This window comes from Bacillus sp. GW823-FHT06A10, from assembly GCF_058795375.1.
This window is the reverse complement of sequence record NZ_JBXAHT010000001.1, coordinates 2,701,428-2,726,490: the sequence shown is the minus strand read 5'-3', so window position 1 is coordinate 2,726,490 and position 25,063 is coordinate 2,701,428. Positions and strand designations below refer to the sequence as shown.

Annotated in this window: 14 protein-coding genes; 10 read left to right on the top strand and 4 right to left on the bottom strand. The window is 31.8% G+C overall.

What is annotated here, in order from left to right; genetic code table 11:
* Positions 1 to 26 precede the first annotated feature (26 nt).
* Positions 27 to 1,505 carry an Lsa family ABC-F type ribosomal protection protein gene (locus tag AC1Q8M_RS13830; protein ID WP_492334155.1) on the bottom strand — a complete coding sequence of 493 codons (1,479 nt, stop codon included), beginning with the start codon at positions 1,503 to 1,505 and terminating at the stop codon, positions 27 to 29.
* 947 nt (positions 1,506 to 2,452) lie between these two features.
* Here AC1Q8M_RS13830 and AC1Q8M_RS13825 point away from each other — a divergent pair.
* The 8 genes from AC1Q8M_RS13825 (at position 2,453) to AC1Q8M_RS13790 (ending at position 18,236) form a co-directional block, all read left to right on the top strand.
* Positions 2,453 to 5,182 carry a sensor domain-containing protein gene (locus AC1Q8M_RS13825; protein WP_141533029.1) on the top strand — a complete coding sequence of 910 codons (2,730 nt, stop codon included), beginning with the start codon at positions 2,453 to 2,455 and terminating at the stop codon, positions 5,180 to 5,182.
* 153 nt (positions 5,183 to 5,335) lie between these two features.
* A complete protein-coding gene (locus tag AC1Q8M_RS13820) occupies positions 5,336 to 5,566 on the top strand; it encodes a hypothetical protein (RefSeq protein WP_029948057.1) in 231 nt (76 codons plus the stop codon).
* A 512-nt stretch (positions 5,567 to 6,078) separates the two neighbouring features.
* Positions 6,079 to 7,347: a glycoside hydrolase family 5 protein gene (locus AC1Q8M_RS13815; RefSeq protein ID WP_000337846.1), complete on the top strand. Its 1,269-nt coding sequence runs from the start codon at positions 6,079 to 6,081 to the stop codon at positions 7,345 to 7,347.
* Positions 7,348 to 7,915: 568 nt separating this feature from the next.
* Positions 7,916 to 10,156: a M60 family metallopeptidase gene (locus tag AC1Q8M_RS13810; protein WP_098366227.1), complete on the top strand. Its 2,241-nt coding sequence runs from the start codon at positions 7,916 to 7,918 to the stop codon at positions 10,154 to 10,156.
* A 141-nt stretch (positions 10,157 to 10,297) separates the two neighbouring features.
* A complete protein-coding gene (locus AC1Q8M_RS13805; RefSeq protein ID WP_061660977.1) occupies positions 10,298 to 12,664 on the top strand; it encodes a putative mucin/carbohydrate-binding domain-containing protein in 2,367 nt (788 codons plus the stop codon).
* A gap of 104 nt (positions 12,665 to 12,768) precedes the next feature.
* Positions 12,769 to 15,492: a putative mucin/carbohydrate-binding domain-containing protein gene (locus AC1Q8M_RS13800; RefSeq protein WP_071714639.1), complete on the top strand. Its 2,724-nt coding sequence runs from the start codon at positions 12,769 to 12,771 to the stop codon at positions 15,490 to 15,492.
* A gap of 324 nt (positions 15,493 to 15,816) precedes the next feature.
* The gene (locus AC1Q8M_RS13795; protein ID WP_000834557.1) at positions 15,817 to 16,365 is read left to right on the top strand and encodes a fascin domain-containing protein; all 549 of its coding nucleotides are present in this window, start codon (positions 15,817 to 15,819) and stop codon (positions 16,363 to 16,365) included.
* Between the two features lie 1,535 nt (positions 16,366 to 17,900).
* Positions 17,901 to 18,236 (top strand): hypothetical protein, encoded by a 336-nt coding sequence (locus AC1Q8M_RS13790; protein ID WP_000524431.1) that lies wholly within the window; start codon positions 17,901 to 17,903, stop codon positions 18,234 to 18,236.
* 260 nt (positions 18,237 to 18,496) lie between these two features.
* Here the strand turns inward: AC1Q8M_RS13790 and AC1Q8M_RS13785 are convergent, their stop codons facing one another.
* Complete coding sequence (locus tag AC1Q8M_RS13785) at positions 18,497 to 18,871, bottom strand: hypothetical protein (RefSeq protein WP_000088962.1); 375 nt, start codon at positions 18,869 to 18,871, stop codon at positions 18,497 to 18,499.
* A 546-nt stretch (positions 18,872 to 19,417) separates the two neighbouring features.
* Between AC1Q8M_RS13785 and AC1Q8M_RS13780 the strand changes: the two genes are divergently transcribed.
* Complete coding sequence (locus tag AC1Q8M_RS13780) at positions 19,418 to 19,699, top strand: hypothetical protein (protein ID WP_061660978.1); 282 nt, start codon at positions 19,418 to 19,420, stop codon at positions 19,697 to 19,699.
* Between the two features lie 854 nt (positions 19,700 to 20,553).
* Entirely contained in the window at positions 20,554 to 22,536 is a 1,983-nt protein-coding gene (locus tag AC1Q8M_RS13775; protein ID WP_141549498.1) for a methyl-accepting chemotaxis protein, read from the top strand.
* A gap of 161 nt (positions 22,537 to 22,697) precedes the next feature.
* On the opposite strand, the gene AC1Q8M_RS13770 is transcribed toward AC1Q8M_RS13775, so the two are convergent.
* Both AC1Q8M_RS13770 and AC1Q8M_RS13765 read right to left on the bottom strand, forming a co-directional pair.
* Complete coding sequence (locus tag AC1Q8M_RS13770; RefSeq protein WP_000724110.1) at positions 22,698 to 22,850, bottom strand: hypothetical protein; 153 nt, start codon at positions 22,848 to 22,850, stop codon at positions 22,698 to 22,700.
* Positions 22,850 to 23,965, bottom strand: a complete 1,116-nt coding sequence (locus tag AC1Q8M_RS13765) for a Rap family tetratricopeptide repeat protein (RefSeq protein ID WP_016512475.1) — start codon at positions 23,963 to 23,965, stop codon at positions 22,850 to 22,852. The genes AC1Q8M_RS13770 and AC1Q8M_RS13765 overlap by 1 nt, the downstream gene beginning before the upstream one ends.
* Positions 23,966 to 25,063: the final 1,098 nt, after the last annotated feature.

The following is a 25,063-nucleotide window of genomic DNA, read 5'->3' as shown; positions in this document are numbered from 1 at the left end:
TTATATTTTCAAGTATTCGTTTTGAGCTACATAGATATAGTTTTTGTTGCAACTGTTTGTTGAAATGCTTTATCATGCTCAACAATAACCATTGTGGGATTAAATTGTTGAATAAGCTCTTCGATTTGCATACGGGAATAGATATCTATAAAATTTAGTGGTTCATCCCATATATATATATGAGCTTTTTCACATAAGCTTTTAGCGATAAGCAGTTTTTTCTTTTGTCCACCAGAATAATGAGATATATCTTTCTCAAATTGAATTCGGTCAAAGTCCATCTTACGTAGGATGGATTTAAATAAGGTCTCATCAATCTTGTGCTGTTCAATAAAGTCTGATAGCGATCCCTTTAAATGAGAAGTATCTTGTTGGACATAGGAAATGATGAGTCCTGTACCTAAAATAACTAAGCCTGTATGCTGTATCGGATGTCCTAGAATTAGTTTTAGGATACTACTTTTTCCGCTCCCATTCGTTCCATCAAGTACAATTCGGTCACCTTGTTCAACTATGAAGCTAATCGAATCATTCACAATTTGGTCATCGTACTTAACGGACACATCAACCAAAGTAATCAATTCATTTGATTTAAATTGTAATTGTTCCAATTTTAAGGACTCAGTTTTCTCCACATTTTTTAGTAATTTTGACTTTTCTTCAATAGCTTTTTGTTGTCTTGATTCAAGGTTTTTTGCTCTTTTCATCATCTTGGCTGCTTTATGACCTACAAACCCCTTATCCAACTTAGAGCCTGAATTCCTCGTTCCATTTTTTGAAGCTTCCACATCATGAGACCAACTTGCTGAACGCTTGGAAGACTGTTTTAATCTCCCTATGTCTTTTTGTAGACGCTCATTTGTAGCCTCTTCGTGCTCTTGCTGTCTATCAAAATTTAACTTCCAAGAAGAATAGTTACCACTCTGAACTTCAATATTTGCTCTATTTATAGATAGGATATGGTCAACGCACCCATCTAAAAAGATTCTGTCATGTGAAATTAAAATAAATCCTTTTTTCTTCCTTAGATAATCAGAGACTATCTTTCGTGCATCAGTATCTAAGTGATTTGTTGGTTCATCAATTAATAGGAATTGGCTCTCATTTAAAAACAGTGCAGCAAGCAACACCTTTGTTTGTTCCCCATTTGATAATGTTTTAAATGGTCTGTATATGACCTCAGCATCAACATTTAAATAGGATATCTCACGCAGAAATTCCCAATCTTCTGCTTGGGGACAAATTTCTTCAAGGATTTCATAAGTGAATTTGTTCTTATCTGCAACAGAGTAGGGGAAGTAATTGAATTCTACCGAAGCAAGGATTTTCCCGCCATACTCATAATTCCCTAACAATAAATTAAAGAATGTCGTTTTACCTCGTCCGTTTCTACCGATAAATCCTAGCTTCCAATCCGTATCTATTTGGAAGTTTACACTTTCAAAAATATTATCAAAGCTACCTGGGTATGAAAAAGTTAAATCTTGGACTTTTATCATTGACATAATAATTCCTCCTTTATATATCGAAACGTTTCATATAAAGTCGGAACATCCATCCATTTTTTAATTGCTCTATATAAGTTTGATGGATATTAACGACTTATATAGAGCATTACATGTGTAACAATAGTGTCTGAAGTACTCATTTTTCTCGCTCCTTTATTTGTTAGGTACATTTAACAATTAATAAGTTCCAACTAACATAAACGGGAATAAAAAAATCCCCCAATTGTAATCGGAAGGATTAGTCTTTCGTCTATACTTAATAAGTACTTATTAATCATTTGAATCATGACAAATAAAGTATGAACTGAATTTTAAAAATGGATAGACTAACCCTATATTTTGTAGTTTGAAGTTATAAAATTCAACTTAAAATATAAATTAGTTAATCATTATTCATCCATCATTCCTTTCATAATTCTATTTTTAGAGTAACATTCTTTTTAGAGAGATGCAATATCAGCTTCAGCTTCACCTAATCCTAGATTATTTATAATTCTTTGAGTAAGGAGGAAATATGAAATTGACATCAATCTAAGTTGTAACTATAATTGTTACAGTTAGTTTCGAAAACTAATTCGAATTTCTATGTTAAAGATAGTATATTTTCATTCCTTTTTAAGTGTGACAGTTAGCAACTAACTATAATTCAATAGAGGATTAGATTTTATCTCATATTTAAAGAGTAGATAAGTTATACAATCCAAATTTACGATGCACAAATACTTGAAAAACTACATTTTTTAACTGATCCTTTTTGGAATCCTCAGTATTGAAAATTGTAAACATCTACAAAAAGTTAATAAGACTGTTGTATGTAGAAAGAAATCTTTTAAAAAGGTCATAATATGGATAATAGGTAGCACACATTTTAATTAGTAGGAGTTGTGCTACTATCAAGACATTTCTTAATAAAAGTATAGAAAAAACTCAAGAAGGTGAGTCCATTGCGTAAATATGCATATGTGCAATTTTATGTATTGATATTGGCTTTAATAGCTTATATAAGCTTTTGCTGTATATTTTTATTTGTTCTTCCGAATCATTATTTCGTATCAGATTTTAATATCCGGCTATCATCTTTAGTCGTTGAAACTACTGTATTTATCTCATTACTGTATTCTATATTATCCAGAAAAATTAAGTTAGGAGTATTCTGGATTTGCATAATTATTGCGATAGGGTGTTTCCTGATAGGAAATTTCATATCTGCTTTTCAAGTACTTAATGTAGAATTACCAATACAAAATTTTAATATCTCTGATATATTTTTGTTGTTTTTCTTATTTTTCTTTCTCTTTGCGTTTTTTTATAAAATTATGATGGAATGTAACAAATGGGAGAGAGCGTATTTACTTTGTGATTTATGCATTGTTGTTACTGCTATTTTTACATTAGAGTGGTACCTATTTAATAAACCTTCCGCAAATATCTTATTCTTTTCAATTGGAGATGTTTTTCTTTCATTTATTTTTCCGATTATAGATTTATTGCTTCTATTACTTGGAGTTACACTAATCTTTCGACCTGCTATTTTCAATGCAAAAAGTAAATTGTTTATTTTTATCTTAGTATTAACTGGATTGGCTATTACGGACTACTTATATTTTTACTTACAAGATGATTTGTCAGATCGTTCAGTTATATTATTAAGGTGTTTGTATAGAGTTTTCCTATTATTTATCGCTATTGCTGCTACAATCCCAAAGAATACTTCTTCTAAAAGAAATTATTTTATTGTCAATCCGAAATTTGGAAGGGAACTTCTTGTCATATTTCCTTATCTTGCAGTTGCAGTCTTAATTGGCTTTACTTTGAAAGAACAAACTTCTTCAGCTACATTGATTACGGGAAATTGTATTGCTTTTGTATTTGTACTGATTCGTCATACAATTGTACGAATGCAAAACAAAGATTTAACCGAGACCTTAAAAGTGTTTAATAATCAATTAGAACAAACAGTATCTCAAAGAACAAGGGATTTAATAAACAAATCTAATGATTTGGTAAAAAATCAAGAGAGATTTAAGTCTTTATATGAGTATCATCCAGATCCTATTTTAACGATTGATTCAAATGGTATCGTATTAAATATAAACCAGGCTGGAAGTATGTTATTAGGAAAAGAAAGTGCTGCATTAATAGGGAAAGAGTGCTTCTCTATTTTTTTAGATGAAGATAAATCTGAATTGGAATCGGCTATAAAGAAAGGGAAACGATGTAGTTCATCTTCGTTACAGTTACGTGTGAAAAATAACAATGAGAAGGATATTCTCTTTTGGTATGTCACTATAGTTCCTATTATGATAGAAGGACAAACCTTTGGGAGTTATGTAATGGTAAAAGACATAACGAGGATGAAACAACAACAGGATGAGATAAATTATCTTGCGTTCCATGATACGGTGACGGAGATTGGAAATCGTATATTCTTCCAACAAGAATTAGATAGATCCATTAAGCGTGCACAAAAAACACAGGATAAGTTCGGGCTCCTGTATATTGATTTAAATCGCTTTAAGACCATTAATGATACATTGGGTCATTCGATTGGTGACAGAGTTTTAAAAGAAGTTGCCAAACGTTTTAGGACATGTCTGTCACCGACTATTCCTCTAGCAAGAATAGGTGGAGATGAGTTTGCAATCATTGTCCATAACCAAACAGAGCAACAGCTATTGGATTTGTGTAAAACTCTATTTCGTATAACTGAAGAACCATTTGTAGTAAATCAGCATAGTTTTTACTTATCTCTTAGTATAGGAATAGCAGTGTATCCATTTGGAGGAATAAATACTACTACACTTTTACAACACGCTGATATCGCTATGTATAGCGCAAAGGAAAAAGGTAACAATGCTGTTTGTATGTATGACGAGACATTATCACAAAAAGTAACTCGTCGATTACGATTAGAACAGGATTTACCAAATGCAATTGAAAATAATGAGTTATTTTTATTGTATCAACCACAAATTGATAGTAAGGCAGGTAAGGTTATTGGTGCAGAGGCTTTAATACGCTGGCAACATCCAGAGCTTGGGCTGATTTCTCCTTTTGAGTTTATACCTATCGCAGAAGAAACGGCGCAGATTATTTCAATTGGGAAGTGGACGTTACAGAAAGCGTGTCGACAACTGAAAGAATGGCATTCTGCGGGCTATTCAAATCTAAAGATGGGGATAAATTTATCAGCTATAGAGTTTGAACAGAAAGATTTTGTTCAAACAATGATATCTACCATAGAAGAGATAGGAGTACCTGCTAATTCAATTGATTTGGAATTAACAGAGCGAATAGCAATGGTAGATGAAAAAGAAACCTTATCGAAGTTAAAAGTATTAAAATCATATGGTGTACATTTATCAATTGACGATTTTGGTACAGGTTATTCTTCACTAGCGTATCTGCCTCTTTATCCAATTGACATTTTGAAAATTCCAAGAGAATTTGTTAATAGGATCGGAACTTCTACTGATGGAGATGAAATTATACAAACCATTATTTCACTTGCTCATACTTTAAACATGAAAGTGATAGCAGAAGGGGTGGAAACGAAGGAACAATTAAAAGTGTTACAACGTAATGGATGTTATCTAATTCAGGGCTATTACTACAGTAAACCTGTAAATGAAGATGAATTTATCGATTTTTTAAGTACAATGCAAAATGAATAAGTGAAAAATCAGTATCTGTATAAAGTAAAGTGAAAAGACGTTCTATCCATATGGATTTGAACGTCTTTCTTATGTTTATTTTCAGTAGTTATGCAGCAAGGTTTCAGCCTTTGAAAGTAAAATAAGTATCTATATTCCTTGTATTTTGGGCTAATGGGATATGAGGTGAAAATTGCTTCATGTGAAAACGCATTAGGGACAGCTTGTATATTCTTAAAGCAATTTGAAAAAGGATTAGCAGTTTGTATGGAATTAGGAAATGAAGAGTATGTATATCATTTCAATATTTTACATTCTCTTAATGAATATGAAGCAATTAAACTCTTAGAAGAAGTGAAAAAAGTGTTTCTTACTTCGAAAAGCAAGGTTTATGGGATTTCGTAGAAGAATATGCAGATCTAAAAAAGGAAGAAATTATACAATAATCACATGCTATCATTTTTAATAGCTAATTAACAAAGGGACTCCAATTATGGAGTCCCTTTGTTAATGGGGTAATGCTCTGGTTTATCTAATTATAACAATATTTGTAAAAAATGCAAAGGGGTCCTAGTTTGGAGGGGGAATTATTTAATCTTTTTTATTTAATAAAAGGGATAATATTTAGTTATCTTCGCTTCTTAATTATGTTTTCTATCACAATTTGAAGTGAATTTCATTTAATCTTATTTATTTTATAGGAATTATAAGGTATACTAAAAATAGGTGCGAAATGTACCATTTGAAAAAGAGTGAATTGCAAAAAGGAATCCGTAAAGGATTCCTTTTTTGTTTCTTTGAAAATGAAGCAATGTTCTAATTATCTCTTTCATTTCTATGAATGCGCTGCGATCTTATAAACTAAAAAAGAATTTTTGGGAAATTGCCATATTCCTGTAACAAAACAAAGGTATGTTATGTGTGTTAAATATAAAGAGAAAGAAGGAAAAGTTGTGAAAAAAATTTTGCCAATTGTTGCGTTATTAGGCATGATGAGTTTCGGAGTACAGGAAATGAATGTAAGAGCTGATACATACCACAAAGGCGATTCAAAAATTAGTTTTTGGGATTCGAAAAGAAAGGGTACTAATTTCATGAATAGTACGTCATTACCTGAAAACTATAAAAGTGCAAAAGAAGCTAATATTGAATATGTACGTTTAGCACCTGATAAATGGGCAAAAGATAAAGATTTTCTATTTGAGGATAAACCAGATACTTCTGGAAAGGATTTTCTGATAGGTAATGCAGATAACTATCAGGGATTAGTAAAGGAGGATTTAGAAAAATTAAAGGCGGATTTAGATGCCGCACAATCACAAGGAATGAAAGTTGTTCTTACAATGTTATCCTTACCTGGTGATCGATGGCGCCAATTTAATAATAACAAGAATGACGACAGAATATGGGAGGAAGAGAAGTATCAAGAACAAGCAAGTCAATTTTGGAAGGATCTTGCTTTGGAATTAAAAGATCACCCCGCGGTGGTTGGTTATAATATTATAAATGAACCACATCCAGAAACAGCTAAAAATAATAGATATAATGATTTTTGGACGGAAGATTATGAGAAATGGTATGCAAAAGTGAAGGGAACGACAGCGGATTTAAACAGATTTTATCAAAAAGTAATCAATTCCATTCGTGAAGTAGACCAAGAAACACCGATTATTTTAGATTCAGGTTTATATGCTACTCCATGGGCCTTTAAATATTTAAAACCAGTAAATGATAAAAAAACCCTATATGCATTTCATATGTATGAACCATATGAATTAACGAGTCAAGGTGAAAAACAAAATAAGGAGTATCAATATCCAGGATTAGTAAAAGTAGGAGATTTAGAGAAACCTGTAATGTGGAATAAGCAGGGATTAGAGCAATTTTTGAAGCCAATCCAACAATGGTCTAAGAAAAATCATGTATCATCTAATCGAATTATTGCAGAGGAGTTTGGAATTAACCGTACTGTTCCAGGAGCTACCCAATACATGCAAGATCTTATTTCTATCTTCAACCAAAAAGGTTGGCATAAATCATTCTATGCATTTCGTGAAGACACATGGACAGGGATGGATTATGAATTGGGAACAGGAAAAATAAAATGGGATGAAGAGGGTAAACCGATGCGTCAAGATAATTCACTCTGGGATGTAATAAAAAAAGATTTACAAACGCGTAAATAGTTTAGAATATTAGGCCTAAGGACTAAATGTAAGCATCTAATTCAAATAGAATTAGATGCTTTTTATTTCGAAAAAAGGTGGAGTTGAATTAAAGATTCCATCTTTTCTTTTGCATAAAGAGTACCAATCAGGTTTATTTACAACGAAAAATAAGATTTTTAGAGAATAGCTTAGAAAAAAATTGTGGAGGTTTAAACAAATGTGGTCACAATTGTTTAAACCTTTAAAGTAAATAAGTTTTATGAATTTTTTGTGAGATTCCAACCCTTAAATGTTGAAAATTATTTACTGATTTCTCCAATTGGGTGTATTTCTCCAATTAGATGGGAGTTTAGAATACAGAATCAAAACATAATAGGCTGTTATCGATGAGTTTATCGTAAAGTTGTTATTTAATGTGTCATCAAATAACATTTATATACAATAATAAATAAAGAAAAGGAGATATTTATGAAAAAATATAGAGTAATAGACACAACTTAAATAGTATGAATAGTTTAGATTGTAAAAACATGAAGAAGAAAACAAAAAATCCTTAAGAGTACTAAGGAAAAATGAGGGAGATAATATGGGGAATAATTCAAAACATAAAACTAGAAAAATACTTGCAGCTACTGCTACAGTAACTATGCTTGCGACTGGAATGATTTCTTCATCAGATGTCTTTGCGGAGCAAAAGGAGCAGCAAAAAAATTTACCGACATCACTGCAAAGTGAAAAGTCAGTTAAATCAGAAAATATAACATTTACAGTCCCAGGAAAAGGAGATGTTGAGGTACTAAAACAACAGGAAAGAAAAAGTATGGCATTTAGTCCATATGAACCAACTGGTTTATATGCAAAACCAAATGAACAAATAACGATTAATGTAGAAGGTAATCAAGATATTCAGGTATATATTGGAACGTATTCGTATGATGCTTCTTGGAGAGAAGATTCTAAGATAAAATCATTTACATTAAAACCTGGTGTAAACACAATCCAATCTCCAAATGGGGGGCTGATTTATTTTTATAATAAACAGCAAGGTGGTACCATTCGAACAACAATCACAACAGGTGGAACGACTACGCCTTTCTTTGAACTAGGAAAGCATACGAAACAAGATTTAATAAACATGCTGGACCAATATCCTAATGCACATGCAGTGGAGTTAAAAGGCGAACGTGTATTAATTACGGCCAGCCCTGCACGTGTTAAGAAATATTTGTTGGGTTCTAATACAGATCCTGTACAACTCTTAAAAAAGATGGATGAAGCTACTCGAATTCAAGACAAAGTAGCTGGATTATCTGAAGAACAAGTAGATAAACATTATGTTCATTACGTAGAAGAAAATCATTCTCCTGATTATTATATGTATGCAACTTCTTATCGAACAGCATATGTAGGAGATGCAATCCAATACGTGTTAGATATTAATAAATTTATAACAGATGGCTGGGGCCCTTGGCATGAGGCAGGACATTTGAGACAACAATCGCCCTGGAAGTTTTATAATATGACAGAAGTACAAAATAATATATACAGCCTTTCTGTAGAAAAAGCATTTAATCAACCATCCAACTTAGAGAAAAGTGGAATTTATCCAAAAGCATTTCAATATTTAGAACAAGTGAATAAAAATTATGATGAAATTAGCGATGTTTTTGTAAAGCTTGTTATGCTTTGGCAACTACAGTTAGCGTATGGAGAGGATTTTTATCCTAAATTGCATCAATTGTATAGAGACATGCCTTCAAGTGAACTTCCACAAACTGATGAAAATAAAAAACAATTATTTATGATTTCAGCATCAAAAGTAGCAAAACAAAATTTGATTCCTTTCTTTGAGAAGTGGGGATTACGTCCAAATAACGATACCATTCAAAAGGTAGCTGCATTAGGATATCCAATTTTAACAGCAGAGATTTGGAAGGGTACGGATTCTAATCCAATTAAACCAGATATGCCTGATGTAAATAATATTTTAGAAGGAAACCAGTTTGCATGGTCGCTGAAAGGGATTGGAGATTTTGAATTCGCAAAAGTAAATTTAAATAAATCAACAGAAGAAATGCAAATTGATCTAAAAGCAGGTGTACCACATAACTACTTTGATAGTACATATGCAAGTATTAAAGTGCAAAACACATCAGGTAAAGTAGTATATAACAAGGAGTTTTATGGGAATAAACAGCAAAATGCTGGAACACAAAAAGTTTCAGTAAAGACCGGTGATCTTATTGAGCTTACACATTTAGAAGGCAGAGAGAGGGCAACATTAATAAATTTAGATAACAATAAACGTGAAAACCTTGATAAAAAAGTAATGTATGAAGTTACAAAGGATGGCCTGAAAAAAGTAAATCAAATTGTTAATCCGAAACCAGATACAGAAGCGCCCACACAGCCACAAGGATTATATGCAAGTAACCTTACTTCTAACAGTGTAGAGCTAAAATGGAAGCCTTCTACAGATAATATAGGTGTAAAAGAATATCAGGTATTACGTGATGGACAATTGATTCAAACCGTACAAGGAACGACATTTATTGATCAAAACTTAACAGCTAATAAGGAATATAAATATGCAGTGAAGGCTGTAGATGCAGCTGGAAATACATCAATTCAAAGTGAAATTCTTCCGGTAAAAACCAAAGATCAAAATGTATCTTATGAAAAATGGGATCCAAAGAAGGCATATACAAAGGGCGATAAAGTAGAACATCAAGGGACGGTGTATGAAGCGGTTCAAAATCATCAAGGAAATGGTGACCCGAATTGGATATTTGCGTTATCTTTATGGAAACCACTTACAATCAAATAACATGTAAGAATTAGATGTGAAGATAGAACAACATAAAATTGGGGCAGTATTTTAAAGATTTACTGGATGTTGTTTGAATTTTGATAGATTTCTCTACTAAGTTATTATTCAATAATAAAAATTAGAAAAGGATGTAGATTAGTGATTAGTCAGAAAACGAAGAAAAGATTTAATAAAGTTATTATAATGACCGCAGCATGTAGCATGTTTTCTATGTTTGGAGCATCTATTTCGCACACTAAAGCTGCAACACATTCAGCTGCTCCAGCAGTTTATGTGAGTCCCCAAAATATACCTGCCTCAGATATTATTAGTATAGACTGGTCACCAGTTCAGACTCCACCTTATACGTACTGGGCTGTACACAACTGGAATGCAGGTGGTGAAGCTGGAGGATATGCTGGTTTTCAACAACAAAGTGGGTTTGATGAAAATGGAAAACGTACTTTACATTTTGCCTTATGGGATCCAATTTCCTCTAAAGAAGCAATAAAGGCCGAATACTTATCTCCGAATTCGCAAGCTGGACCCTTTGGAGGAGAAGGAACAGGAATGAAGGTTCAAACAACTTATGGTTGGAAAGACTACAATTGGTACACAATGACAATGCGTTCATGGCAAGAAAATGGTCATACTAAATTTGGACAATGGATGAAAGATGTAACAAAGAATAAATGGCATCAAATTGCAATTATGGACTTTCCGGTTGCTAATGTTGCATTTAATCATGGTTTAGGAATGTTTCAAGAAGACTGGGCTGATAGTGGACAGAATGTTCGAGAAGCGCGATTGAAAAATGGTTATAGCCGAAAATTAGTTGATAAACAATGGAGTTCTTGGAATAATCAAAGTATTTCTGGAACGCATGATAATACTTATCAATATGATGGAGGATCTACATCAGAATATGTATGGGTCAAAGCAGGAGGTAATACGCAGTCTACTATTGGGGCAGGAAAAATATTCACGCTAAATCAACCTACTCAACCTGAAATAGGAAAATTAGATTTTGATATCCAATCTATATATTATGAAAATGAAAAATTAAATGTATCTTGGAAACTAAAAGAAAATAGTACACCGCAATTTAAGGGGAAAATTGAAATTTATAACAATGAAAATATGACGGGCCAACCTATTAACGTAATTAATGATATTAAATCTTATCAAAATGGAATCAGTCAATCTATATCATTACCAACAAATGCTTATGCAAAAATTGTATTAACGGATATATTTGATCAAACTGTTGAGAAAAAGGTACAAATCAAAAATGAATCTCCAAACATTTTTGAAGGTAATGAATTTGCATGGTCGCTGAAAGGGATTGGAGATTTTGAATTTGCGAAAGTAAATTTAAATAAATCAACAGAAGAAATGCAAATTGATCTAAAAGCAGGTGTACCACATGACTACTTTGATAGTACATATGCAAGTATTAAAGTGCAAAACACATCAGGTAAAGTGGTCTATAACAAAGAGATTTATGGAAACAAACAGCAAAATGCTGAATCGCAAAAAGTTCCAGTCAAAGTAGGCGATTATATAGAGTTAACACATCTAGAAGGTGTACATAGAGCCACTCTTACAAATGTAGATAATAGTAAACAAGAGAGCTTTGGAAAAAAAGCAATATACGAAGTTACAAAGGAAGGCCTGAAGAAAGTAGAAAAAATGCCAGAAGCAACAATTTTAGAAGGAAACAAGTTTGCCTGGTCATTAAAAGGATATAGTGATAGAGAAATTGCAAAAGTAGATTATGATAAAACGGTAGAAGAGATGAAGGTAAAACTAGAAGCAGGTGTACCACATTCCTATTTTGCTAGTACGTATGCGAGTATTAAGGTCCAGAATTCTTCTGGTAACGTTCTGTACAATAAGGAAATCGTGGGAAATAAACAACAAAATGCTGAAAACCAAACTGTGCCCGTCAAGGTAGGGGATTACATTGAATTTATCCATATAGAAGGAGAAGCAGCAAAGGAAAAAACGCGAGCAACTTTAATTAACCTTGAAAATAACAAAAATGAAACCATTGGAAAAACAGCAAGATATCAAGTTACAAAAGAAGGCTTGAAGAAAGTAGAGAAAATGCCAGAAACAACGGTTTTAGATGGAAATCAATTCGCTTGGTCATTAAAGGGATATAATGATCGAGAAATCGCGAAAATAGAATATAACAAAGCAACAGAAAAAATGCAGCTTAAATTAGAAGCGGGTATACCCCATTCTTATTTTAGTAATACGTATGCAAGCATTAAAGTCCAGAATTTATCTGGTAATATTTTGTACAATAAAGAAATTATAGGGAATAGACAACAAGATGCTGAGAGCCAAACCGTTTCAGTCAAAGTAGGAGATTGTATTGAGTTTACTCATATAGAGGGAGAAGCACAAAAGGAAAAGACACGCGCCACACTTACTAATCTTGAGAATAGTAAGCAGGAGTATATGGGAAAGAAAAGAATATATCAGGTTACCTCTATGGGATTATTAATAAAGTCATAGATTTCACTACAAAAGTTAAATTATAGATTTATATATTATATAAAAATCTTAACCATTATACGCATTAAAAAATTCTCAAGAGAATATAGATCGGCGGGTATAGTATGAACATATTTAAAGGGTTTCTAATTTCATCAATTGCAATGACCACATTTGTAGGAACAGATCTAATTTTACAAAATGATAGTATTCATAATAAAGTTTACGCTGAATCTTATAATGTCACATACAAAGAAAGAGATTCACAGGAAGAAAGATTAGTTGTAAAGTTTAAAAATCAAATTGACTTACCTTATGAAGATGGTATTGAGAAACGAATAAAAAATGGGGATTATGATAACAATTTAAAGGAGTTATTTTCCGAAAATACAGAACTTACTTTGAATCGTCTGTTCTCATCTGTAAATCCGATAGAGATTGAAAAGTTATCAGTACAATCTAAATCAGTTGCTAATGAATCAGCTAATAATTTATTAAATTATTATATTGTACAAGCTCCTAATAACATAGAAATAGAATTATTACTGAAAAAATTTGAAACATCTCCTCTCGTAGAGGAGGCTTATATACAAGAAAAACAAATTTTGACACCTCCTGAAATACAGTTACCAGATTTGTCTGTAAATCCGTACGATGATCCTAGATTTCAAAATCAAGGATATCTTGAAGCGGCACCAAAGGGAATTAATGCCTCGCATGCTTGGAGCATTAAAGGTGGTGACGGAAAGGGTACAACTTTTGTGGATATGGAATATGGATGGTTATTGAACCATGAGGATCTAGTTAATAAAAATATAAAGCTTATGTCTGGACAAAATATAAGCCAGCATAGAGCTCATGGTACTTCTGTATTAGGAATTGTTTCATCAGAAGATAATCAAATTGGAAATATTGGAATTGCACCAAGTGCAAATGTAAAAGTAATATCCCAGATCAGGGATAATGGAATTTATAATACAGCGGATGCTATTTTAAGTGCTGTACATAATTTACAAGCGGGAGATATTCTTTTATTAGAGGCACAAGCTTCGTATGATGGGTATGGGGATAAATATTTACCTGTAGAAGTACATCCAGATATTTTTGATGCAATTCGTGTTGGTGCAGATAAAGGGATTATTATTATAGAAGCTGGCGCAAATGGTTCAAACGACTTAGATAATTTTAAAGATCGTAATGGAAAAAAGATCTTAAATCGAAATAGTCCAGACTTCAAGGATTCAGGTGCTATTATGGTTGGGGCGGGATCATCAACTGTTCCACATAAACGTTTATGGTTTTCAAATTATGGAAGTCGATTAGATGTATATGGATGGGGAGAAAATGTTGATACAACATCAGCAAATCCAAGTCAAAATACTACAAATTTATATACATCAACATTTAGTGGAACATCAAGTGCTTCACCAATTATTGCTGGAGCAGCAACTTCGATTCAAGGTATTGCTAAAGAACATCGAGGTTCTCCTTATACACCAGCCGAATTAAGAAATATCTTAAGTAATCCGAATACAGGAACAAAATCTCAAGATCCGTGGAATGATAGAATAGGTGTTTTACCTGATCTAAAATCTATATTAGATAACTTAGGTTTTAATTCAGATATACCGGACTCTTCTAGTATTTTAGAAGGAAACCAGTTTGCATGGTCACTAAAAGGAATTAGTGATTTCGAGTTTGCAAAAATTAATTTCAATAAGTCAACAGAAGAAATGCAAATCGACTTAAAAGCAGGCGTACCGCATCATTATTTTAATGAAACGTATGCGAGTATTAAAGTACAAAATGCATCAGGAAAAGTAGTATACAATAAAGACATTTATGGAAACAAACAACAAAATGCTGAATCGCAAAGAGTTCCAGTCAAAGTAGGAGACTATATTGAATTAACACATCTAGAAGGTATTCATAGAGCTACTTTAACAAATGTAGGTAATAGTAAACAAGAAAGCTTTGGAAAAAAAGCAATATACCAAGTTACAAAGGAAGGTCTGAAGAAAGCAGAAAAAATGCCCGAAGCTACAATTTTAGATGGAAATCAATTTGCATGGTCACTAAAAGGAATTAGTGATTTCGAGTTTGCAAAAGTTAATTTTAATAAGTCGACAGAAGAAATGCAAATCGCCTTAAAAGCAGGCGTACCGCATCATTATTTTAATGAAACGTATGCGAGTATTAAAGTACAAAACACATCAGGAAAAGTGGTCTATAACAAAGAGATTTATGGAAACAAACAGCAAAATGCTGAATCGCAAAAATTTCCAGTCAAAGTAGGGGATTATATAGAGTTAACACATCTAGAAGGTGTACATAGAGCTACTCTTACAAATGTAGATAATAGTAAACAAGAAAGTTTTGGAAAAAAAGTCATGTACGAAGTTACAAAAGAAGGCTTGAAGAAAGTAGAAAAAATGCCAGAAACAACGGTTTTAGATGGAAATCATTTTGGGTGGTCTTTAAAAGGATATAGTGATAGAGAAATCGCAAAAGTTGATTATAATAGGACAACAGAGAAAATGCAGGTGAATTTAGAAGCAGGCGTACCACATTCTTACTTTAATAATACGTATGCAAGTATTACAGTAAAGAATTCGACCGGTAGTGTTGTGTATAATAAGGAAATAGTAGGAAATAGACAACAAACTGCTGAAATCCAAAAGGTGCCCGTAAAAGCGGGAGATTACATTGAGATTACCCATATGGAAGGGGAAGCAGTAAAGGAAAAGACACGCGCTACACTTATTAACCTTGAGAATAATAAACAAGAATATATAGGCAAAAAAAGAACCTATCAAGTTACTTCAACGGGATTAAACAAAATAGATTAACATGAAGAACCTTCTAATTATTAGTTAGATGCAAATAGTCGTTCATTATGAACGACTATTTGGCTTTTATTTAAAGAAAAGTGAAATGAAAATACTCTCTCTTTTGTATATACTCTCCTTGCCATCAACTGCTACATTTGTTTATCAGGGGGTAAATTTTAAAAATGTGCTTGAGAATTGATAAATGTTTAAGTGTTATAGATTTGAGAAAAAAGAAACAGAATAGTAAGGTATTTGTTGATAAATCCTCTCTTTCGTTACAATATTTTACATATTTGGTATGATATATATATGAGTTCTATGTATATTAAGGGAGGAATGAGAATGAAAAGTTTCATAACACGTGCAAGTGGTAATACAATCTCAAAAAGGTTAGTTTTAATGGTGTTGTCGATGGTTTTAATGATATTGATGATTACACCATCGAATGATGTATCGGCAGCCAATCTATCAAAAGCAGGTTCACTAAAAGGCGTAAATTTATTTAATGGAAGTTGGACAGTTGCTATACAGGCAGCAAATTTACAATATGTTTCGGCTGAGCCTTCGGGAAATATAATAGCAAATCGTAATGCAGTTAATGGATGGGAGAAATTCGAATTAATTTCGACTGGGGAATTATATACGTACGCTTTAAAAGCTAAAAGTAATGGGAAGTATGTTTCGTTTGAGCCAAATGGTAGAGTAGTAGCAGATCGTACATCAATTGGTGCATGGGAAAAGTTTATCTTATATAATGGTGGAGACAATAGGATATATGTATTACAAGCACTAAGTAATGGTAGATATATATCAGCAAATGGTGGTAGAGAATTAACAGCTACTAGTTATGTAGCTGGAAGCTGGGAAAGATTTGTTATTGTATACTTCTAAACTTTGAAGTGTTATATATCTAAATGATAATGGCATGTTTAGTTGGTATAAATACCTAATACAATAAAGTTTTAAGCATGTAATACAAGTGTATATTAACGTGTAAAAGGGCTGCAAATAATTAGCAGTCCTTTTTGCATGGACTTACTGAGGTTATAATGAGAAGAAAAAGAACCCTATAGGGTTCTTTTTCAAGGCATATTAACAGTAAGGAGAATCATGAAATGCTACTTCAAATCTTTATTAGGGGAAAGATTTTGAAAAAGCTTAACACGTATTTATTTTTACATAAATGTAAGATGTAGTAAATTGATAATGTTTATACTTACTATTACTAATATTCAATTAAGATAGTTAATACTATTTGTATGGTGTTAATGAAGTACATATTTAGAAAACTAATAATAGCCCCAAGTTGGTTAAATATGTCTAATATTATATTTTATTTGTTAAAAGAGCTTATAGTTATATCATTTCAAAAATTAATTAACATTTAAACAATTTTAACTGAAATTGGATGTGTATTAAATAAAATAGACAAAGACCCTGTAATAAATACAGGGCCGGATACAGGGTTAAGGGAACGCATAGTTTCTTAATATCATAGTAGCATATATTCTTTGTATAGCTACATGAGGATTTTGACAGAATTAAGAACAAGACAGAAAATCTGTAGGAAAGTAAATATAGTGCTGGAAATGTGATTTTAAATTAAGCTATAGGTATATTGAAATGGATGAAAACTCTTGAGTACCATGATTAAATTGCCTTTAATTATGAGGTTTAGGTTAGAGGGATAATTGGATCTTACTGAAAAGAAAAAATGTTTTTTAGATTAAAAGAAGAAAAGACACCTTTTGGGTGTCTTTTCTTTAGGTAAACAGTTCACATATTGCTGAATTAGATACGAAACCATAATTCGACTACGAAGTAAATCCTAACATAATCTGAACAGAAAAAATATGTAATATTACATTTTTAGTTTTTAATTATTTTATTCAATATAGAGAAGCAACGTAAATAAAAGGGCATGCAGTAGTATCTGCAGCCCTTTTTAGGAGGAACTCAAGACATCATTAGGACACGTATTGGAAACAGGTTCAAGAATAGTATGTGTGAAAAGAAAAAGTCCTATACCAAAAGTAGACAGGACCTTATCTTTTTTACATTTTAAAAAATGAAATTCTGTCCTTTTGAAATCAGTACAGCACACACTTGGTTCGAAATGAAATTAGAAAAAGTATACATGAAAATGGCAGACAACTATTTTGTTGCCTGCCGGTGCCAGTGGGTTGAATGAGTTAGTCAATTCAATAAATTGTGCTATCCCATTACCAGAAGATTGAAGCCGCTAGTTCAAACGGCTTAGACATAGTTTGTCTAATAAAGAAAAAATTATGAGTAGAAATTTTGTTTGCTCTATATGAAAAGATAAATAGATATTCATCAGACAAGGATAATTTAGCATATCTTGAATAGGGTGTAGGAATGAATTAAAGAAAGGGATATTTGTTTAGGAAGGGACTGACTCAGGAGTGGGACTTTCGGACAGGGTTTGGGGAGCGGTGATTGCCTTTGGCATTGCGACTAATATCGTTGCTTGTATAATGGCAGTATACATTCAAAAATATGAGCTAATGATAAATCATCTTACAAATATTTTATTTTTAATAATTATCTCTTTAACGTTTATAAAGATGAAAATTAACAGATGGGTGGCTTTAGGATTTACATTAGTTGTAATAGAGAAGGGTATTAAAGCGGGATATGACTTCTACACACATAATTATTATAGTGTCAGTTGGAGTTTAGCTATTATTGTCTATTGCATATACGAGATGGAAAAGTATCATATTGAAATAAACGAATAGGCGCAACAAAAAGGTGTTAGTAGGTGGAATTCTTTTTAAAATACTATAAAAAAGACACTACAAGAGTGTCTTTTTTTTGAAAATACTCTATAATTAACTTTGGGGAAGGTAATGTTAGAGTATTCGTTTAGCATTATCTTTATATTTGATAAACCATGAAATCGAAAGATTTTGTGGTTTATTTTATGAACAATAGATATTACAGTATTGGCAGTGAGCTATTAATCATTTTAAGCATTAGGGGAGAATGGATTAAAAGTCTAACATCGAATAACGGTTCCGGAATATAGTGTTGCGAAATGATCTCCCATATCCCAAACGGTACTTGCCTGTATATAGCCCTTAAAGCCTTCTGAAGAATAATAAATCTCTTTTGGTATACTTTCTTTAGTTTGGAAATGTGCTTTAGAGTACTTTACATAATGGTTTTTAACAACTTTTGCTTCTGGAACAATAGTGTTTTTTTGTTCCAATGTTGGCCTAGCACTAGAAGGTGGTATGAATTTTACATTGTCTTGGTAATTAGGATCTAAGGTGTCAGCTTGTACACTGTGTGACGAAACAAAGGTGCTTAGACTACTTCCCGCGATTAAAGTTGCAAATACTAACTTTGAGAATTTTGTTAATCTACTCATTCTATAATCTCCTTTTTATTATTTTGTAAGGTATCTCCTTACACCTCACAGTCTATATCCACTACAAAAGGGTGTACATACATATTGATAGACAAAATTCTACAAAATACCGCATGTTTTTGGGATTTATGTATAATAATCCAATGTCTAATAGTCTATCAAAAGTAAAAAGTAGGTCTTATATAAAAGAAAATGAATAATTTATGCAGGTAATGTATATGGAATTATTGTTTAAATATTCTAAAATGAGTTGATAAAGATGTTGGTAGGTTTTTTGGAAAACAAATAATTTCCTAGGTGAAATTTGGAAGGAAGATTCTCTGTTAGAGTTTTTATAAGGGAATTCATTTTCGTAGATTCAAAATGTAAAAATAACTAAAAGAGCAAGTGTTTCAATGGGTAAAAAGCTATGTTGAGTCTTTTTTCTCTGTCGATGGTCGTCTAATCAATGAAATGACGGATGCTTATGATAGTTTGTGTCTAGCAACATTCGTGTATAAACGAATGAATTAAGAAAAGGGTGAAATATTGGATAACTCGAAATGGATGCCTTTAAGTAATGTTGATGATGATGAAATTTGGGTAGGAGCAAGAGTTAGGTTGTACAATGTTGGTATGAATAGAGAAGATAAAGAAAATAATTTCTATGAATATATTATTTCTTATATCTACGACAACACTAAATACTTACAACTAACTAATTTAACAACAGGAAAAGCAGGTTATATTATTTGTGTCATTGAAAAAGAATTACCAAATAATTATGCTTTGGGCAGAACATTAAAGCAAAGAATAGGTTTAGAAAATACCTATTTTAGATTTGAATAATCAACAAATAAGGGAAGCACCAACTCTAAGGTGTCTTCCCTTATTTAATACAATATTAACAGAGCCTAAATAAAAAAGTGAGAAAAATGATAAACATTCTTCTCACTTTCATCAATTAGGGTGGCATATACATAAATATGCGTTTGGGTGGATTTTTGGATGAAAAATCCACATGCATAGTATAACAAACTACATAAGGTAGATTATATGTAATATTGCATATAGGGAAAGATTCTTCTATAGAAATAAAATACAGTTTATACTGAATTATTTATTTATTATAAGGTAATAATATATTATCGGATTTTATATCTATTACTTATGTATACGTGTTACAATGAATTTCTCCAATTTATTTTATTCTTTTATATAGAATTTATGGTTTAGTTATCTCTTACAACAAAATCGGCCGTAGTAAATGATTCATGAATAGTGTGATGCATTTAGAATGGTTCAAAGGCTGTTAAACATAATCATACAAAGAATAAATTTATGTAGTTATTTTTTAGAGAATTTATTATGGTAAAGACTTCATCCGATTTGAATAGCGCTAAATTAAAATTTTTATCCAATCAAGGTCAAATAATATCTGTTAAATGAAGGTTATGTTTCATCCATTTTATTGGGAACAATTCGTAGTTTTAGAATTGCTGAATATGGAAAGATAACATATTCGAAAGGAGGATAGATAAAACGCTGCCTGTGAAATTTAAATCGTTAAATAAGGAAGTTGAGATGATAGGATTTAATAGGGGTTTCATTTCGAATGGTACTGTAAATATATGTAGAAAAAATAAAGGAGAAAAATTTAAATAAACTATATCAGTAGTAAAAGTGAAAGGGAGAAGTATCTAGTGTTTAATATAAAAGAAAGATTGGGACAAATAAAGCTTAAAACGAAGTTGTCTATGGCATTTATAGCAATATTAATTATACCAAGCCTTATCGTAGGAGTATCATCTTATAATAAAGCAAAAACAGATCTTAATGAAACAATTCTACAATCAGCAAAAGATAATATAAGTATTTTAGATAAGATTGTTGATGATGAATTAGAAAATAAGCAAACAGATGTCTCTCATTTTGCAAAGGTACTCACACAAGGGGATTATAATCCTGAACAATCGCAAAATGTACAGAGTAAATTTGATCAATATATACAGTTACATCCAGAGATAGAAACGATTTATACGGCATCCAGTAACAATCAATTTATTCATGCACCTGTTGGAAAAATACCAGAAGGGTTTAATCCGTTAGAAAGCAGTTGGTATAAGGATGCAGTAAAAGCAAATGGAGAGATTATTGTTTCATCTCCATATAAATCAAAGTCTACAGGAAATATGGTAATAGCAATTGCAAAGCAAAATGCAGATAAAAGTGGTGTCATTGGCGTAGATTTGAATATTAAAGATATAGTAAAAACATCCAAAATGATTAAAATTGGAAAGCAAGGATTTGTATCTATAGTCAGTCAAGATAAAACAATAGTTATTCATCCATCACTAAAGCCAGGAGAGAAATTAGAGAAAACTTTAGCGGATGAACTGTACAAAAAAGAAGATGACGTAATTACTTATAGCCTTAACGGGGAAGATCGAAACATAAGCTTTAAGACAAACAAAAAAACAGGTTGGAAAATAGCTGGCGTAATGCCTACGAAAGAAATTGAAGAAGCTACCAATCCTATTTTTTATAAAACGCTCACTATAATAGGGGCTTCATTATTGTTAGGTGGAATTGTAATTTTATTCATACTTAGATCTATTATTAATCCACTAAGACAATTAGTTATTTCGGCCCAAAGAATTAGTCAGGGAGATTTAACCGAGAAAATAGATATTCGTTCAAAGGATGAACTTGGTCAATTAGGCGGTAGTTTCAATACAATGGCAGAGTCGTTACGTAATATTATTTCTCAAATTAACACATCTGCAGGACATGTAGCTGCGTCTTCTGAGGAACTAACTGCTAGTGTAGAACAAGCAAGCGTTGCGACGGAACAAATTACAAAAGAGATGGAAGAGATCTCGAATAGTGCAGAGGTTCAAAATAATGAAGTTGAGTCTGGAGCTGAATTAATTGGTGAGGTAACACGAAATATTCAATATGTAGCTGAGAATGCATCTGAAGTATCGGCTTCATCCATATATACAAAACAAAAAGCCAATGAAGGTGAACAATTAGTAGAACAAACTGTAACACAAATGCAGTCTATCCATCACTCTGTTTCTCAATCCGATAATGTAATAAAATTATTAGATAAGAAATCGCAACAAATTGGAAGTATATTAGAAGCGATTCAAAATATTGCGGAACAAACAAATTTATTAGCATTAAATGCAGCAATTGAAGCAGCTAGAGCAGGAGAACAGGGGCGAGGATTTGCAATTGTTGCCGATGAAGTTAGGAAGCTAGCAGAGCAATCATCCGATTCTTCGATGGAAATTGGAAGTTTAATTAAGGAAATACAAGCAGACGTACATGAGACTGTAAAAGCTATGAATGAAGTAGGAGTAGAAGTACAGTCGGGAATTAAGGTTGCGAATGATACAAAACAAAGTTTTTATGAGATTTCAAAATCTGCAAATGAAATTGTATCAAAAGTACATGGTATGGTAGAACTATCAAATAAAATGACAACTGATGCAATGAAAGTTGATACATCGATTGATCAAATAGCTATGGCTGTAAAAGAGAATTCTTCAAGTATGCAAACGATAGCTGGTTCATCTGAGGAACAACATGCTTCTATGGAAGAGATAAATTCTTCAGCAATACAATTAGCACAGATGGCGGAAGAACTTCAAGAGTTAATTGGTGGATTTAAGATTTAAGTTGAGATTCTAGGAGAGAATGCTAGAATCTTGTTACAGAGTGGAAATGAAAAATCTTATAACATAGTATATAAGTATAATACGTACTCTCTACACGTATTGAACAGGCAGATAAGCCATTTAAAAACCCTCCATTTGGAGGGTTTTTAAATACATTTACATTAAATTTGTTGTGGTGCACCACCAACACTATATGAAGGAGTAGGATAATGACCATGAGTAGCAAGCTGATTTGTTTTAGAAAACTGAAAAATTCCCACCGTTAATACCCCAATAAAAGCAATGCCTGATAATAATAAGCTAATTTTTTTCATTATTTTAACACTCCTTTTGCGATTGATTTTTGTCTTGCCTGATAACAAATATGGAAATAGTCACTTACCTTTTGGTAGTTCTCTAATTGTCTACATTTTGTGGCAAATAATTCAGCGTATTCGACAACATATTCCCATAATTCTTCTTCCTCAAAGTATAAGATTCCTTCTTGAATGATTTTTTCTAATTCTTCCAATGGAATATTTTCGTTTAATCTTTTTAAAATAGAGAAGTGGTGTGTGTATTCTTCGTTATGAATTTCTCTGCAAATTTGTAGTCCCTTATCAATGAGTTGGCTGGCCGTTGATTGTTCTCCTAACTTATAATGTTCCTTAGCTTGTAGGAAGATGGCCTTGAAGTGTGTAGGGATTTTCTCTGTTACTTCTGAAAGGTGACGAATGGCTAAAGTAGACATACTTTGATCAGAATACAGCCACCCCATAGTATTTTTTACGTATAACAAGGAATCTTCTTCCCTATTTTTTTGTAGTAAATCAATTGCACAATGTAGATATTCTTCTGCTTGTTCGTACTGTTTTAAATAGATGCAGCAACCACCTAACAAACTATTACAAAAGGCTGTTTTTACTTCATAACCTTCATATTTTGAAAAGATTACTCTCGATTTATTTGCGTATTCGATAGAAGCAAGCATGTTATAGGTATGGTGATAAAAAGTAGCAATTCTATAGTAGAATTCAGCGTGTTCAATTTCATCTGGTATGTCTACTAATATCTTTTCTGCCAGTTTATAATGTTCCTCTGCCTCAGTAAAATTTGATATAAAAGTGGAATGAATGGATTTAAAAAAGTGATAATAGAAGCGTAGAAAATGGTCTGTAGGCATATCATAGTCACTAATGGCATCAAAGCTATTTTGTTGGATACCAAGGCTATCTGTTAAGACATTATAACGGAATTCAAGTAGTGAATAATATAGTAACAAATTTTGATCTTGATGTTCTTGATTTGGCTCAGTACTTAATTTGCTGATTTTTTCATCAATTTTCTTTTTTAGATTAGTAGCTTTTATAACTTGTTGAGATAGCATAGATCGATACCAGTCGTTTAATAGAGAGGTTAACTGCTCATTTCCTTTTACTGAGACACTCATAATATACGCCCCCATCTTATAGAAATATCCTAATCCAATTTAATTGTAACTATCATAGCAAAATAGAAGAAAAAATAGTATGATTTTACAACTTTTTCAAGAAAATTCAGAAAATAATCAATTATTGTCGAATGTACTTAGAATAAAACATCCAAAAATTATCAAAAGATGATATGAGTCTTTATACGTTCTATTAGGTGAACTAAGAAACTGTGATTGAAGATTTATGAAATTTCCTTTTCTTAAAACGGATCAATTACATATTACTTTTTAAATTGTTTATCAGATACTATAGTATGTATTACAAACAAATATATAAATCTTGTGTGTGTAAATAAGAAGAGAATAAAGAAAACAAAAAAAGAACTTGTAAGAATTCCTACAAGTCCTTATTTAGATAATGTAAAAAGGTGAAACAGAATACCTCATTATTTTTAATAGGGAAATTATCTTACTTATGGCTTGGTTTTATAGAAGATTTGTTCTTATTGTTGATTAAAGGGAAATTTAAGACTGGTAAGGGGGAAGTGCATAAAAGAGAAAGTCTCCTTTACTTATTCTGAAAAGATAATTCAAAAAGCTATTTGTGTATAGAATAAGCTATGCATAAATTCATCAACATTGGTGATAATAAATAAGAGAATCAACATATAAGCATAAACTTGTTAAAGCTCAGTGTAATTCTATAAATAGTAGATATAATCATCTGAAAAATAACATTATTTACTTTTCGAGTAGGGTAAGTAGAAAAAAATAGGAAGTTTTTCTTTGAAGAAAGCTCTTTTGACAGGAATAGATTTTTTCATAACTAGAACAAATAAATTAATAATCGCATATACTGTATTGTCGTTAAAGCAAGACATTATTTTCTCAGAACAAGGGAATCACTAGAAAAATACGTGATTCCTTTATTCTTCAATATAATATCAATAGTTGATTTGAAATAACCGAAGAAATAAAATCTTTGTTAATGGACAATCACATAATTTTAGGTATAGTAGGTTTATAATTTAGACTATAAAAATTAATGTGTCTTTTATTATTTAACTAAGAAGACTCACTCCATAAGGAACTCACAGCAAGTATGAGCATGTGGGA